Below are 15120 nucleotides of genomic sequence, written 5' to 3'. Positions count from 1 at the left end.
GACAGGCCGAGTTATCCACAGGGTTGCGACAGCCGCATCAGAACAGCTTGCGGTAGACGATGAAGCCGGAGCGTTCCGCGACCTTGTCGTACAGGCTCTGCGCCGTGGTGTTGGTCTCGTGCGTCTGCCAGTAGACGCGCGGCGCGCCTGCGAGTTTTGCGCGCTCGTAGACGCCGTGGATCAGCGCAGAGCCGACACCCTTGCCGCGCGCAGCCTCCGACGTGAAAAGATCCTGCAGATAGCATGACGGCTCAATCGCGGTGGTGCTGCGATGGAAGAGATAGTTCGTCATGCCGAGCAGCCGGCCCTCGCTCTCGGCGACCAACCCGTGCACCGGCTCGTAGGCGTCGAAGAAGCGCTGCCAGGTCACCTTCGTAATCTCAGGCGCGAGCGCGGTCGGCCCGGAGCGGCCGTAGAAGGCGTTGTAGCCGTCCCACAGCGGCAGCCATTGATCGTAGTCCTGCCGAGTGACGGAGCGAATGGTAAGCGACATCTGGGGAATCCGCGATTTCGAAGGATGCGCCTTCATACGTGATGATGGGCGCTTCGATCAATTGCCGTGTCGCGCTCACTCCGCCACGCGCAGATATCGGATCAGCTTTCGCGCCGTGGGATCGCGCAGCGAGCGGTAGTACTCGGCGCGGGCCGGCGCGTCGGTGTGGCGCACGAGGTCGGTCACGGGCGTGTAGCTCAGCATGCGGCCGCCGTCGGGCAGCGCGGTGCAGACGAAACGCAGCACCTCGCCATTGCGCAAATTGATATTGATCGGCGTGGCGTCGCCGATCCGCACCATCTCCATGCGCTGCGCGATGAAGACGCCGAGCTCATCCTCGGGCAGCTCGAACGCGCCAGTATCACGGCCGTGATACATCAGCGCGATGAAGGGTGGCTTGTCGTCGGCCTTTTCGTCCGGCAGCGCGAAATAATCGCGGAACGCGCGATTGATGAATTCGGCGCGGGTCTCGGCATCGAGCAGCACGATGCCGATATCGACCTGGTCGAGCGCCGCCGACAGCCGCGCCGCGGCGGCGTGGTTGTGCCGCTCGGCGGCAAAGGCGTCGAGCAGACGCTCGCGCATCAGGCCGGTGATGCCAGCGGTAAAGGCGGCCGTGAGCGCGAGCAGGCCGAGCGGCGCGAGATCGGTCACGTCAAAGCCGGGGGCGGTGCGATGGCTGAGCGCGAGCAGCGCCGCGCCGATCACGGCGATGGCGGCGCTGCCAAGCGCAGAGGCAAAGCCCGAGAGCGAGCCGGCCAGCGCCACGATGCCAACGAACAGCGGTGCAAGCGACAGAGCGGGAGCATGACGGTCGAGCAGGATCGCCAGCAGTGCGATCGCTGCCGTCAGCACGGGACCGGAAATGGCACGCCATCCGAACCGCATGGGCCTGGCTCGTTCTTCCCTGCACGAGATAAGGACGTCAGACTGACCGATGGTTGCGCCAGCGCAATCCGATTTCACGCGATGCGCTTAACGGGCGCTTGCCTGCGCGCTCAAAGCTTTCGGATGATTTTAGACCAAATGCGCGTGCATGATGCGCTGTTGCGGCGCGGGCGCATTCAGCGTCGAGGTGCCCGGGCCCTTGCGGGTGCCGACGAAAATCAACAGCGATGCCGCGACCAGGATGGCCGCAGTCAGGGTGATTGCAACGATGACCACAGGCGATTTCATCGGTGTCCCGTCGCGATGCCGGCAGGCGCGGGCCGCGCAGCACCTTGAAGGCAGGTCGAGGATGAAACGGGGATCAGACCGGCAGACCCATCGCCATGGTCGCCTTGGTCGTCAGCACTGTCAGGGTGACGATCACGCACAGCGAGAGCGCGGCGACGGCGAGCGAGGCCGCAACCGCGTTGGTCAGCCGCGAAGACGAAACGGTATCGGTTTGGCTACGAAAGCCTGCCGTGCCGGACGCCCGAATCATGGTCTAAATCCTTCAACGTGCGAGCGAATCACCCGCGACGCCGGACAACCTCACAATTTCAACTGGCGATATTGCGGCGGTCAAACCGCTGAAAGCGGCGGGATTACGGCAAAGGTTAACGCTATGCCCGCTATTTCTTAACGCCGTACCGGTTTTCAGGCTCCGGCCGCGATGCTGGCGGGATCGTCGATCTCGGCGGGGCGCCAGTCCATCGCCACGAAGCCAGGCGCGGCCTCGACGCGCTTCAGCCAGTCCCGGACCGCCGGGAAGGTCGAAAGGTCGAAGTCGCAGCGGTCGGCGAGGTGGGTGTAGCCGTACAGCGCGATGTCGGCGACCGTGAGCTGGCGGGCGGCGAAGTAGGCACTGGTTTTGAGATGGTTTTCCATCACCTGGAGCGCGCCATAGCCGCGCTCCATCCAGTCCTCCAGCGAGTGGGTCTGGAGGTCGCGGCCGCCCTTGACCAGCGACAGCCAGAAATAAGCCGCGCCGATATTCGGCTCGAGCGCGTGCTGCTCGAAGAACATCCATTGCAGCGCCTCGGCGCGATCGATCCGGTTCTCCGGCGCGAGCGGCGTGCCGACGGCGACGTACCACAGGATGGCATTGGACTCGGCGAGATAGCGATTGTCGCCGACCTCGAGCAACGGCACCTGTCCGGACGGGTTCTTCGCCAGGAAGTCCGGCGTCTTGCTCTCGCCGCGCAGAATGTCCACCTCGATGGGTTCGTAGGGCACGTTCAACAGCGCCAGCGCAAGGCGGACCTTGTAGCTGTTGCCCGAGCGTTGCATCGAATAGAGCTTGTACATTCTGGGAGTTCGATTCCGAAGGACGGGAAAGCGCGGTGCTTGTTGCCCCGCACCGCGGCTAAACAATGATGCCGATGCGAATCCGCCGCAAGTGCTGCCCCATAGAAAAACTCGAAAACCCTACCGCACTGCAACGTTGCAGAAGATCGTGTTCGTGCGACGGTGCAAATCAGATCACGCTTGCGTCAATATGCACGACGCACCGTTGCAACGTCAGCTGATCGTCAGTCTCGTGGCGCTCGCGCGGCGCAAAATTGCTCCGAGGACAAGCCTTGCCGGATATGAGGAGTTTGTCCGGCAAAGTTGCGGAAAATTGCGGGAAATCGAGCCTTGAAACGCTCCAAACCCGTAAACTTTTCCTGGATCGTGCCGAAGTTTCTTGCGGTGCAGCGGTACACGTTTTAGGGTGTGTCCATTCCCACAATCAGAGTCGTGACGACCCATGGGTTCACGACGCTTGTCAGGAGATGACAATGGCCTTCCTTGCTGCTGCGCTCGACCGTGTGAAGCCGTCCGCGACCATCGCGGTCACGGATAAAGCACGCGCGCTGAAAGCGGCGGGCCGCAACGTCATCGGCCTCGGCGCCGGCGAGCCCGACTTCGACACGCCCGCCAACATCAAGCTGGCGGCGATCCGCGCCATCGAGTCCGGGAAGACCAAGTACACCGCGGTCGACGGCATCCCCGAGCTGAAGGACGCGATCATCGCGAAGTTTCAGCGTGAGAACGGCGTCGGCTACAAGCCGAACCAGATCATCGTCGGCACCGGCGGCAAGCAGGTGCTCTACAACGCGCTGATGGCGACCATCAATCCGGGCGACGAGGTGATCATCCCGGCGCCCTATTGGGTCAGCTATCCCGAGATGGTGGCGCTCGCCGGCGGCGAGCCGGTGCCGGTGGTCTGCACCGCCGCGAGCGGGTTCAAGCTCCAGGCCGAAGCGCTCGATCGCGCGATCACGTCGAAGACCAAATGGGTGATCCTGTGCTCGCCGTCGAACCCGACCGGCGCGGCCTACACAAGGGCCGAGCTCAAGGCGCTCACCGACGTGCTGGTCAAGCATCCGCATGTGTGGGCGATGACCGACGACATGTACGAGCACCTCGTCTATGACGACTTCCAGTTCACCACTGTCGCGCAGGTCGAGCCCAGCCTCTACGACCGCACGCTCACCGTGAACGGCGTGTCGAAAGCCTATTGCATGACCGGCTGGCGCATCGGCTACGCCGGTGGTCCCGCGCAGCTGATCAAGGCGATGTCGACCATTCAGTCGCAGTCGACCTCGAACCCGTCCTCGATCTCGCAATGGGCGTCGGTCGAGGCGCTGAACGGTCCGCAGGACTTCATCGCCGCCAACAACAAGGTGTTCAAGGAGCGTCGCGATCTCGTCGTCTCCATGCTCAACCAGGCCAACGGCATCGAGTGCCCGCGTCCCGAGGGTGCGTTCTACGTCTATCCGTCCTGCGCCGGCACGGTCGGCAAGAAGGCGCCGTCGGGCAATGTGATCTCCAACGACGAGCAGTTCGTCACCGAACTGCTGGAGACCGAAGGTGTTGCCGTCGTCCAGGGTTCGGCCTTCGGCCTCGGCCCGGCGTTCCGCATCTCCTACGCGACCAAGACCTCGGACCTCGAAGACGCCTGCAAGCGCATCCAGCGCTTCTGCGGCAACCTGCGCTAAGCTCGCAGTAACGATCCGGCATGAAAGGGCCCGCGCAGAGCGGGCCCTTTTTTCTTTCACGTCCGCGCGATCTGGCACGCCCCCGACGAATGTGGCATAGACCCTCGTGCGGCTTCGCGCCGCGCCCTCCAATGCTCGCATCACATTCATCGCCGGAGACATTTCATGCGCCGCTCACTCCTCCTTGCCGGGCTCGCTGCCGCGAGCCTCGTTGCCTCGATCGCGGGCGCCAGCGCGCAGTCGCGGATGGTGCAGGTCGGCGTGCTCGAATGCCGCGGCGGCGCCAGCATCGGCTTCGTGGTGGGATCGGTGACCAATCTCGGCTGCGTGCTGCGCGCCGACGGCCTGCCCGAAGACCGCTACGTCGCGACGATCCGTAAAGTCGGCATCGATCTCGGCATTACCCAGGAGACGGCGCTCGCCTGGGGCGTGTTCGCGCCGGTCAATCGACTCGGCGCCGGCGATCTCTCCGGAAATTATGCCGGTGCGCAGGGCAGCGCCTCGGTCGGCGTCGGCCTCGGCGGCAACGTGCTGGTCGGCGGCTCCAACAATTCGATCGCGCTTCAGCCGCTCAGCGTGCAGGGCCAGGTCGGCCTCAACGTCGCGGCCGGACTCGAGAGCCTGGAACTCCGTCCGGGCCGTTAACGCGCGCCAACGGAGGTGTCCGTTCACCTCTCCCGAAGGGGAGGTCGGATCGCATCGACAGATGCGATCCGGGTGAGGGGTTACAATCTCACCGAAAGTTGCGGCCCTCACCCGGATTGCTCAGGCGCGCAATTGCGCGCCAAAGCAATCCGACCTCTTCCCGTCGGGGAGAGGTGGAACACCGGGCCGCACCAGCCATCAAGACTTTGTCTAACCGACGACGCACCGCAGCGACGTTTGACGCTTGCCAAATCTCGGGGACGGGCAGAGCATCTGCGTTTGCCGACCCAATCATGGGCCGAGCTCCACACCAAGGAGGCGGCGAAATGGGACAAGACGTCAGAAGTCCCCGAGGTCCACGGTGCATTGCGCTGGTGGGCCCTTTCCAAAGCGGTAAAACCACACTTCTCGAAGCGATCCTGGCGCGAACGGGCGCAATCCCGCGTGCCGGCAGCGTCGACGCCGGAACTTCCGTCGGCGACGCCACGCCTGAGGCCCGTCATCACAAGATGACCGTCGGGCTCACTGCCGCCACCACGAGTTTCATGGGCGACAGCTATACCTTCCTGGATTGTCCTGGTTCCGTCGAGTTCGCCCACGACATGCGCGCCGCGCTTCCCGCCGTCGATGCCGCCATCGTGGTCTGCGAGGCCGACGAGAAGAAGCTGCCGCAGCTTCAGATCATCCTGCGCGAGCTGGAGGAGCTGAAGATTCCGCGTTTCCTGTTCCTCAACAAGATCGACCGCGCCAACCAGCGCATCCGCGAGACGCTCGCGATGCTCCAGCCCGCTTCGCGCGTGCCGCTGGTGCTACGCCAGATCCCGATCTGGAAAGGCGAGCTGATCGAGGGCTTTGTCGATCTCGCGCTGGAGCGCGCGTTCGTCTATCGCGAGCACAAGGCGTCCGAAGTGATCGCGCTCGAAGGCGGCGATCTCGATCGCGAGAAGGAGGCGCGCTTCTCGATGCTGGAGAAGCTGGCCGATCACGATGACGCGCTGATGGAGCAATTGCTGGAGGACATCCAGCCGCCGCGCGATGCCGTGTTCGACGATCTCGCCCGCGAATTGCGCGAAGGGGTAATCTGCCCCGTGTTGCTCGGCGCCGCTGCGCGCGAAAACGGCGTGCTGCGTCTGATGAAGGCGCTGCGCCACGAGGCGCCCGGCATTGCGGAGACCGCAAAACGTCTCGGTGCGCCCGAGAGCAAGGATGCGCTCGGCTTCGTCTTCAAGACGCTCCACTCGCAGCACGGCGGAAAACTCTCGCTGACGCGGCTGCTCGCCGGCCATCTCGACGACGGCGCCACGCTGCAATCCGCCTCCGGCGGGTCGGGCCGCATCTCCGGCATTCTCGCCGTTAACGGTGCTTACGACAGCAAGCGTGCCTCGGCCGAAGCCGGTGACACCGTAGCGCTCGCCAAGCTCGATCCGATCAAGACCGGCGATACCGTTTCGAGCGGCAAGGCGCCGCCCGCCGGGCTCGCCGCCGCGGAGCCGATGCCGCCGGTGCTCGCCATGTCGGTTGCGGCCACCGACCGCAAGGACGATGTCAAGCTCGGCCAGGCATTGACGCGGTTGCACGAGGAGGATCCGTCGCTCGTCGTCGTGCAGAATGCCCAGACCCACGACACCGTGCTGTGGGGACAGGGCGAGATGCATCTGCGTGTCGCGAGCGAGCGGCTGCGCGATCGCTTCGGCGTCAAGATCTCCTCGCATCCGCCGGCGATCGGCTATCAGGAGACCATCCGCAAGCCGATCACTCAGCGCGGCCGCCACAAGAAGCAGTCCGGCGGTCACGGCCAGTTCGGCGATGTCGTGCTCGACATCAAGCCGCTGCCGCGCGGCGAAGGCTTCAAGTTCGACGAGAAGGTCGTCGGCGGCGCGGTGCCGCGCAACTATATCGGTGCGGTGGAAGAAGGCGTCGTCGACGGGCTGACGCGAGGCCCGCTCGGTTTCCCCGTCACCGATTTGCAGGTGACGCTGACCGACGGCTCCTATCACAGCGTCGATTCCTCCGACCTCGCCTTCCGCACGGCCGCGAGGGTCGGGCTCAATGAAGGCTTGCCGCACTGCCAGTCGGTGCTGCTGGAGCCGATCCACGTGGTCGAGATCGTCTGTCCAACCGATGCCACCGCCAAGATCAACGCGATCCTGTCGGCGCGGCGCGGCCAGATCCTCGGCTTCGACACCCGCGACGGCTGGAGTGGCTGGGACTGCGTCCGCGCCATGATGCCGGAAGCCGAGATCGGCGAGCTCATCGTCGAGCTGCGTTCGGCAACGGCAGGTGCGGGCAGCTTCACGCGTCAGTTCGACCACATGGCCGAAGTCACGGGCCGCGCCGCCGACCAGATCATCGCCGCGCATCAGCACGCGGCGTGATCCGGTAAAGCATCACTCTGTCATTCCCACCCTCTCCCTCGTTCTTTGTTCAGACCGGGGACATGGTGGACGGGTGTTCGGAGACATCGTGGACAGTTTCGACAGCGAATCAAGGAGGCTGTCGGATGCCGTTCCGCGAGGTGTCTCGGATGGACGCGAGATTGGAGTTTGTGATGTTGGCCTCGGCAGAGGGAGCCAACGTTCGGCAATTGTGCCGTCGGTTCGGGATCAGTCCGACGACGGGCTACAAGTGGTTGGAGCGTTGGCGGACAAGCGGGACGACGGGGCTTCAGGAGCAGTCGCGGCGGCCGCAGCATTCGCCGCTGCGCAGCGTTGCGGCGACAGAGGATGCGGTGCTTTCGGTCCGCACGGAGCATCCGGCCTGGGGCGGCCGCAAGATTGCCAGGCGGCTGAAGGATCTCGGCCACGATGAAGTTCCGGCGCCCTCCACGGTGACGGCCATCCTGAAGCGGCATGGTATCGAGCTCGGCACATTCGGCGGTGGTCAGGCCCCCTTCACCCGCTTCGAGCGCGGGCGGCCGAACGAGTTGTGGCAGATGGACTTCAAGGGCCATGTGGCCATGCACGCCGGCCGGCTTCATCCGCTGACCGTGCTCGACGATCACTCGCGCTTTTCCGTGGTGCTTGCGGCTTGCGCCAACGAGCAGACCGAAACGGTCCAGCAGCAACTCATCACCGCATTCCGCCGCTACGGCCTGCCCGAGAGGCTGATTACCGACAACGGTTCGCCCTGGGGCGATGGCCCGGGCAGCCCGTTCACCCCGCTCGGCGTCTGGCTGATCGAGCTTGGCATCAGGATCAGCCATTCGCGGCCCTATCATCCGCAGACCATGGGCAAGGACGAACGCTTCCACCGCAGCCTCAAGGCCGAAGTGCTGTCCGCTCCGCCCTTCGCCGATCTCGCCGCCGCCGCGCGCGCCTTCGAGCACTGGCGCAACGTCTACAACACGCAGCGACCACACGAGGCTATCGAGCTGGCCGTCCCGGCCAGCCGCTATCAGCCGAGCCAGCGCGCCTATGTCGAGACCATCGCGCCCTTCGAATACGCCCCGGGCGACATCGTGCGCCGCGTCCAGCAGGGTGGTCACGTCAGCTTCCTCGGCCGTGCCATCAAAGTCCCCAAGGCCTTCCGCGGAAAGGCGATCGCCTTCCGGCCAACCACACAGGACGGCCTCTTCGACGTCGTCTTCCGAACCCAGACAATTGCAACCGTCGATATTCGGCCTCTCGACGGCAGGCTCGAAAGTGTCCACGATGTCTCCGAACACCCGTCCACCATGTCCCCGGTCTGAACAGTTCTTACGGGAGAGGTGGGGTTGAGGGGTCATCTCTCTCCACACGTCATTGCTCGCGACGCGAAGCAATCCAGACTGTCTCCGACGAGGCGGTCTGGCTTGCTTGATCGCAGTGATCCTCGCCATGACGGAGGAGCGCTTGCGTTCGTCTCATAATGATGTATTTTACATCATTGTATATGCATGAAATATCACTTATAAGCTCTGACACGTGAGGCCACGGTGATCACGTCTTTCCAGATGCGGGCAGCCCGCGCGCTGCTTGGCATCGACCAGAAAACCCTGGCCGAGCTCGCGGGCGTGTCGCTGCCGACCATCCAGCGGATGGAGGCTTCTACCGGCAATGTGCGTGGCGTGGTCGAGACCTTGATCAAGGTGGTCGAGGCGTTCGATCGGGCCGGCATCGAGCTGATCGGCGAGCAGGCCCGCAGCGATAGCGGCGGGCGGGGCGTTCGCCTCAAGGAGCCGGGGCCGCCGCGCAGCATCGGGGCATGATCGCGTTGATCCTGCCCGGGATCAGGATGGACTAGCGCATCGTCGCACGCGCTGCACGATGCATCGGAGCATTGTGGGGGCAGCGGAGCACTTTGCTGAAAATGAGCATCACAAGCGATCACGCAAACGGCTTGCGTCAGTTGCGCCGGCCGACCTTTGCCGAACTCTATCTGCCAAAGCTCATCACCGTCTGGCGCGAAGGCTATGGCCTGTCGGATTTCCGCGCCGACGTGTTTGCAGGCCTCACCGTTGCTATCGTTGCGCTGCCGCTGTCGATGGCGATCGCGATCGCCTCGGGCGTGACACCGGATCGCGGACTCTACACTGCGGTCGTCGGCGGCTTCATCGTGTCGCTGCTCGGCGGCAGCCGCTTCCAGATCGGCGGCCCTGCGGGCGCCTTCATCGTGCTGGTCGCGGTGACGGCGGAGCGGCACGGCGTCGACGGCGTCGTTCTCGCCACCATGATGGCGGGCGTGGTCCTGATCGCCGCGGGCCTCCTGCGCGTCGGCACCTACATCAAGTTCATTCCTTATCCCGTCACGGTCGGCTTCACCGCGGGTATCGCCGTGATCATCTTTGCGAGCCAGCTGCGCGATCTCTCGGGCATCACCCTCGCGGGGAAAGAGCCGAGCGAGTTCGTGCCGAAGCTCGCCGCGCTCGCAGGTGGCCTTCACACCGTCAATCCGTCCGCACTTGCCGTCGCTCTCGTCAGCATCGCCATCATTGCCGGCTTGCGGCGCTGGCAGCCGTCCTGGCCCGGCATCCTGATCGCGGTCGTGCTTGCGGCCATCGCGACGGCTGCACTGTCGCTGCCAATTGAAACCATCGGCAGTCGTTTCGGCGGCATTCCGCGCGAATTGCCGTCGCCGGCGCTGCCGGCGTTTTCGCTGGCCAAGGCAAAAGCGGTGCTGCCCGATGCGATCTCATTCGCGCTGCTTGCCGCGATCGAATCGCTGTTGTCCGCGGTGGTCGCCGACGGCATGACCGGGCGCCGTCACCGCTCCAATTGCGAGCTGGTCGCGCAAGGCGCCGCCAATATCGGCGCGGCGCTGTTCGGCGGCATTTGCGTCACCGGCCTGATTGCGCGCACCGCGACCAACATCCGCGCCGGCGCGCGCGGGCCGCTGGCGGGCATGCTGCACTCCGTCTTTCTGCTGCTGTTCATGCTGGTCGCAGCACCGCTTGCGAGCTACATCCCGCTCGCCGCGCTCGCTGCCGTGCTCGTCGTGGTGTCCTGGACCATGGCGGAGAAGCACGAATTCGCGACGCTGCTGCGTTCGTCCTGGGGCGATGCAATCGTGCTGCTCGCAACCTTCCTGCTCACGATCTTCCGCGATCTGACCGAAGGCATTCTGGTCGGCTTCGCGCTCGGCGCGGTGCTGTTCATCCACCGCATGGCGGAGATGACCGGCATCGAGGAGCGCTCGCCGCTGGTCGCGGCCGATCGCCCCGATGACGGCAATGGCGAGCGCGTGCCCTACGATCCCGCGCTGGCGGTCGACCGCGACGTGCTGGTTTACCGCATCACTGGCGCGTTCTTCTTCGGCGCGGCCTCGGCCATCGGAGGCGTGCTCGATGGCATCGCCGACAAGCGCAAGGCGCTCGTCGTCGATTTCGCGGCGGTGCCATTCCTGGACTCCACGGCGGCGAATGTGTTGGGCCGTGTCGCAGACAAGGCCCAGCGCCAGGGCATCCGGCTGTTCATCACGGGGGCTTCGCCCGCGGTCCGCCGTGCATTGCTGACGCACGGTGTGAGCCCGCGACGCGCGCGTTATCGTCAGACCATCGAGCGCGCGGTCGCGGACATCAAGGCCGCCCCCGGCGCGACCGAAGCCACGGTGTAGCATCCGCCTGCTTGACAGGACCGGCCGGACACGAAATGGATCGCCCTCGAACACCACCCGAGGGAAAGGATGACCGTGACCAAGGCTCCCGCGGCCTGCTTGATCGGATGGCCGGCAGCGCATTCGCGCTCGCCGCTGATCCATCATTACTGGCTGCGCACGCTCGGCATCGCGGGCGGCTATGTCATCGAGGCCGTTCCGCCCGAAGACCTGCGCGATTTCGTGCTGCGGCTGTCGCTGCGCGGTTTCGTCGGCGCCAACGTCACCATCCCGCACAAGGAGGGCGTGCTGGAGCTGTCGACCCCCGATGCGCGCGCCAGGGCCGTGGGCGCCGCCAACACGCTGTGGTTTGCCGACGGCGAGCTGCGCTCGACCAATACCGATGTCGAGGGCTTTCTCGGCAATCTCGACGCTAGCGCGCCAGGCTGGGACAAGGCGGACGAAGCGTTGGTGCTGGGGGCCGGCGGCTCATCGCGCGCGGTGGTGTTCGGCCTGCTCGAACGCGGCTTCACGCGCGTTCATCTTGCCAACCGCACGCTGCCGCGGGCCGAGGCGCTGGCCGCGCAGTTCGGGCCGAACGTGCGTCCGCTTGCCTGGGACGGGGTCAACGACATCCTGCCGCGGGCAAAACTTCTCGTGAACACGACCTCGCTGGGCATGCACGGCCAGCCCGCGCTCGAGGTCGATATGGTGCGCCTGCCGCAAGAGGCCGTGGTCGCCGACCTGGTCTATGTCCCGCTGGTGACGCCGCTGCTCGCGGCCGCCAGGGCCCGCGGGCTGAGGACCGCAGACGGGCTCGGCATGCTCCTGCACCAGGCGGTGCGCGGCTTCGAGCTGTGGTTCGGCCAGAGGCCGCAAGTGACCGCGGAGCTGCGCGCGCTGGTCGAGGCCGATCTCACAAAGACTTGAGAGAATAGTGTGCGGTCTCCGGCGTTCACTATCCGTGGGGGCAATCGGAGACTGTCATGACGATCCAACGTGCTAATTTCACGCGCCCGCTCATCGCCATCGCGATGGTGGCTGCTTCCACCCTCGCGGCCGTCGCGCAGAAGGCGCCGGTGCCGACCCGCGTCCGCGGCACGATCGAGAGCGTCGATGGTGACGCGATGCAGGTCAAGTCGCGCAGCGGCGAGGACGTGAAGCTCCACATCGCCTCCGACGTTCGCGTGGCCGGCGTCACCAAGATCTCGCTCACCGACATCAAGGTCGGCTCGTTCGTCGGCGCCACCACCGTGCCGGGACCGGACGGCGGCGAGAACGCCGTCGAGGTGCATGTGTTTCCAGAGAGCATGCGCGGAACCGGCGAAGGCTCGCGGCCCTATGATCTGAAGCCGAACTCCAGCATGACCAATGCGACGGTGTCCGAGAGCGTGGTCGGCAATGACGGCCATACGCTGCTGGTAAAGTACAAGGACGGCGAGAAGAAGGTGTTCGTTTCCGATATGACACCGGTCGTGACCTTCGTGCCCGCAGACAAGTCCGAGCTGAAGGCCGGCGCCAAGGTCATTGCCTTCATGAAGCAATTGCCCGATGGCTCGTTCGAAACCAATCGCGTCAGTGTCGGCCGTGACGGCCTGACCCCGCCGATGTGATCGAAAATTCAGGGAATAGCGGCGGTCAGACGGGGTTGCCTTGTCTGATCGTCGTAACGCCCTGGAAGGACGAGGCCATGTCGACACTGAACAACTGGATGCCACGCGCTGTCGTGGCTGCATTCGCCACCTTTATCGCCGTTTCAACCGTCTCGGCGCAGCAGACGCCGACCGTCCGCATCCGCGGCACCATCGAAAGCGTCGACGGCAACACGCTCGGCATCAGGACCCGCGAGGGCACCGACGTGAAGGTGCGCATGACCGACAATGTCGCCGTCTTCGCGGTGGTGAAGACGCAGCTCTCCGAGATCAAGGAGGGCTCCTATATCGGCGTCACCGGCATGCCCGAGCCCGACGGCACGCAGAAGGCGATTGCCGTGCATATCTTTCCGGAAAACCAGCGCGGCGCCGCCGAAGGTTTCCGCCCCTGGGATGCCCGCGCCAACTCGACCATGACCAACGCCACCGTGGCGCAGACGGTCAAGGGCACCGACGGCCAGAACATCACGGTCAAATACAAGGACGGCGAGAAGAAAGTCGTGGTGCCGCCGGAGACCCCGATCGTCACCTTCGTCGCCAGCGACAAGTCGGAAGTGAAGCCCGGCGCCAAGCTGATCATCTTTGGTGCGGCGAAGAAGGATGACGGCACGCTGGAGGCGAACCGTGTCAATGTCGGCCGCGACGGCGTGACGCCGCCGATGTGACACGAAGTGTCATTCCGGGGCGCGCTGAGCGCGAACCCGGAATCTCGAGGTTCCCCGGTGCGCAATTGCGCACTTGAGGTCTGGTCCTTCGGACCATCCCGGAACGCGGGCTAAAACAAGGGTGGGCAAAGGCGCACTTGCGCCCTGCCCACCATTGTCCCGCGTTTCGCGACGTTGGTGGGCACGCTTTCGCTTTGCCCACCTACCAGCACCTGTATCCTTACGGCGCCACCGCAATAATATGATCGTCGATCTCGTCGATCCTGTTGACGCCGCACAGGCCCATGGTGGTGAGCAGCTCTTTCTGGATGATGTCGATCGCCTTGGCGACGCCGGCCTGGCCGCCGGCGCCGAGGCCATAGGCGTAGGCGCGGCCGATCATGCAGGACTTTGCGCCGAGCGCGAGCGCGCGCATCACGTCCTGGCCGGAGCGGATGCCGCCGTCGAACATGATCTCCATCTTCTCGCCGACCGCGTCGGCGATCTCGGGCAGCACCTCGATCGAGGATGGCGCGCCGTCGAGCTGACGACCGCCATGGTTCGACACCACCAGCGCCTGCGCGCCGGTCTTGGCCGCTTCCTCGGCGTCCTCGACGTCGAGAATGCCCTTGATGATGAGCTTGCCCGGCCAGATGCTGCGGATCCACTCGACATCCTTCCAGTTCAGCGAGGTGTCGAACTGCGAGGCGGTCCATTCGGCGAGGCGGTTGAGGTCCTCGGTGTTCTTCACGTGACCGGCGATGTTGCCGAAGGTACGGCGCTTGCCCTGCAGCACGCCGGAAACCCACGCCGGCTTGGTCGCGAAATCGATGAATTTCGACAGCGACCATTCCGGCGGGATCGTCATGCCGTTCTTGATGTCGGCATGGCGCTGGCCGATCACCTGGAGATCGACGGTGAGCACCAGCGCGCTGCACTTCGCCGCGATCGCGCGCTGGACCAGCTCCTTGATGAAGCCGCGGTCCTTCATGACATAGAGCTGGAACCAGAACGGCTTCTCGACATTGGCAGCGATGTCCTCGATCGAGCAGATCGACATCGTCGACTGCGTGAACGGGATGCCGGCGGCCTGCGCCGCGCGGCAGGCGTGAATCTCGCCATCGCCATGCTGCATGCCGAGCAGGCCGACCGGCGCCAGGATCAGCGGCATGGTCGATTGCTCGCCGAGGATGGTGGTCGAGGTGTCGCGCTTGGAGACGTCGACCAGGATACGCTGGCGGAACTTGATCGCCTGCATGTCCTCGCGGTTGGCGCGCAGCGTTTCCTCGGCATAGGAGCCGCGGTCGCAATAGTCGAAGAACGCCTTCGGCACGCGGCGCTTATGCAGCGCGCGAAGATCGTCGATACAGGTGATGTGCTTCATGAACGTTCCCCGGCCCGCTTTAGATCGGAAGTCTTGTATTGGAGTTCTTGCATCGGAAGGTTTCGGGGTCATCTAGCATGGTTGGATGCACAGCCAAATCGATTGCGAGAGGGCGCCATGACCAGGCCGCGCACAGGACCTTCGCCGGAAGAGATCAAGGAGAAGCAGGATCTCGACGACGCGCTGGAGGAGGGGTTGGAAGAGACCTTCCCGGGCTCCGATCCGGTCAACGTCACCCAGCCGGCGCCGAGCCGCGCCGACGGTCATGTGAAGCGGAGCGACTAGGGGCGGTTCCGCTTCGTTTCGGGCCCTCAATCGGGAAATATAGTATTAACAACAGGTTACCGGGACGCCGGCGGCCCCCGGTTCCGTAATGATTAATCAC

16 protein-coding genes are annotated in these 15120 nt (G+C 64.9%); 10 read left to right on the top strand and 6 right to left on the bottom strand.

Annotated elements, in window-relative coordinates:
- Positions 1-37: 37 nt before the first annotated feature.
- The 5 genes from JJC00_RS33730 to JJC00_RS33710 form a co-directional block, all read right to left on the bottom strand.
- Positions 38-493, bottom strand: a complete 456-nt coding sequence (locus tag JJC00_RS33730; RefSeq protein WP_200470066.1) for a GNAT family N-acetyltransferase — start codon at positions 491-493, stop codon at positions 38-40.
- A gap of 75 nt (positions 494-568) precedes the next feature.
- Positions 569-1381: a PAS-domain containing protein gene (locus JJC00_RS33725; protein ID WP_200470065.1), complete on the bottom strand. Its 813-nt coding sequence runs from the start codon at positions 1379-1381 to the stop codon at positions 569-571.
- 129 nt (positions 1382-1510) lie between these two features.
- Positions 1511-1669 carry a hypothetical protein gene (locus JJC00_RS33720; RefSeq protein WP_200470064.1) on the bottom strand — a complete coding sequence of 53 codons (159 nt, stop codon included), beginning with the start codon at positions 1667-1669 and terminating at the stop codon, positions 1511-1513.
- Positions 1670-1742: 73 nt separating this feature from the next.
- The gene (locus JJC00_RS33715) at positions 1743-1919 is read right to left on the bottom strand and encodes a hypothetical protein (protein WP_200470063.1); all 177 of its coding nucleotides are present in this window, start codon (positions 1917-1919) and stop codon (positions 1743-1745) included.
- 155 nt (positions 1920-2074) lie between these two features.
- Positions 2075-2725, bottom strand: coding sequence for a glutathione S-transferase family protein (locus tag JJC00_RS33710; protein WP_200470062.1), 651 nt, complete (start codon positions 2723-2725; stop codon positions 2075-2077).
- Positions 2726-3198: 473 nt separating this feature from the next.
- Between JJC00_RS33710 and JJC00_RS33705 the strand changes: the two genes are divergently transcribed.
- From JJC00_RS33705 to JJC00_RS33665, 9 genes are all read left to right on the top strand, one after another.
- Positions 3199-4401 (top strand): pyridoxal phosphate-dependent aminotransferase, encoded by a 1203-nt coding sequence (locus JJC00_RS33705; protein WP_200470061.1) that lies wholly within the window; start codon positions 3199-3201, stop codon positions 4399-4401.
- A gap of 165 nt (positions 4402-4566) precedes the next feature.
- Positions 4567-5046, top strand: coding sequence for a DUF992 domain-containing protein (locus JJC00_RS33700; protein ID WP_200470060.1), 480 nt, complete (start codon positions 4567-4569; stop codon positions 5044-5046).
- 326 nt (positions 5047-5372) lie between these two features.
- Positions 5373-7421, top strand: a complete 2049-nt coding sequence (locus JJC00_RS33695) for an elongation factor G (RefSeq protein WP_200470059.1) — start codon at positions 5373-5375, stop codon at positions 7419-7421.
- 125 nt (positions 7422-7546) lie between these two features.
- Entirely contained in the window at positions 7547-8734 is a 1188-nt protein-coding gene (locus JJC00_RS33690; RefSeq protein WP_200469293.1) for an IS481 family transposase, read from the top strand.
- Between the two features lie 225 nt (positions 8735-8959).
- A complete protein-coding gene (locus JJC00_RS33685; RefSeq protein ID WP_200470058.1) occupies positions 8960-9232 on the top strand; it encodes a helix-turn-helix domain-containing protein in 273 nt (90 codons plus the stop codon).
- 101 nt (positions 9233-9333) lie between these two features.
- On the top strand, positions 9334-11076 hold the full coding sequence (locus JJC00_RS33680) for a SulP family inorganic anion transporter (RefSeq protein WP_200470057.1): 1743 nt from the start codon (positions 9334-9336) through the stop codon (positions 11074-11076).
- A 69-nt stretch (positions 11077-11145) separates the two neighbouring features.
- Positions 11146-11985, top strand: coding sequence for a shikimate dehydrogenase (locus JJC00_RS33675; RefSeq protein WP_200470056.1), 840 nt, complete (start codon positions 11146-11148; stop codon positions 11983-11985).
- A gap of 56 nt (positions 11986-12041) precedes the next feature.
- Positions 12042-12668, top strand: a complete 627-nt coding sequence (locus tag JJC00_RS33670) for a hypothetical protein (RefSeq protein ID WP_200470055.1) — start codon at positions 12042-12044, stop codon at positions 12666-12668.
- A 98-nt stretch (positions 12669-12766) separates the two neighbouring features.
- Positions 12767-13372, top strand: coding sequence for a hypothetical protein (locus JJC00_RS33665; RefSeq protein ID WP_433996537.1), 606 nt, complete (start codon positions 12767-12769; stop codon positions 13370-13372).
- Between the two features lie 220 nt (positions 13373-13592).
- Here the strand turns inward: JJC00_RS33665 and JJC00_RS33660 are convergent, their stop codons facing one another.
- The gene (locus JJC00_RS33660) at positions 13593-14735 is read right to left on the bottom strand and encodes an alpha-hydroxy acid oxidase (RefSeq protein ID WP_200470053.1); all 1143 of its coding nucleotides are present in this window, start codon (positions 14733-14735) and stop codon (positions 13593-13595) included.
- A 117-nt stretch (positions 14736-14852) separates the two neighbouring features.
- Here JJC00_RS33660 and JJC00_RS33655 point away from each other — a divergent pair, with 117 nt between their 5' ends.
- Positions 14853-15020: a hypothetical protein gene (locus JJC00_RS33655; RefSeq protein ID WP_200470052.1), complete on the top strand. Its 168-nt coding sequence runs from the start codon at positions 14853-14855 to the stop codon at positions 15018-15020.
- The last annotated feature ends 100 nt before the right edge of the window (positions 15021-15120 follow it).

Source organism: Bradyrhizobium diazoefficiens (assembly GCF_016616885.1).
Taxonomy (GTDB): Bacteria; Pseudomonadota; Alphaproteobacteria; order Rhizobiales; family Xanthobacteraceae; genus Bradyrhizobium; species Bradyrhizobium diazoefficiens_F.
This window is presented reverse-complemented; position numbering and strand designations above follow the sequence as displayed.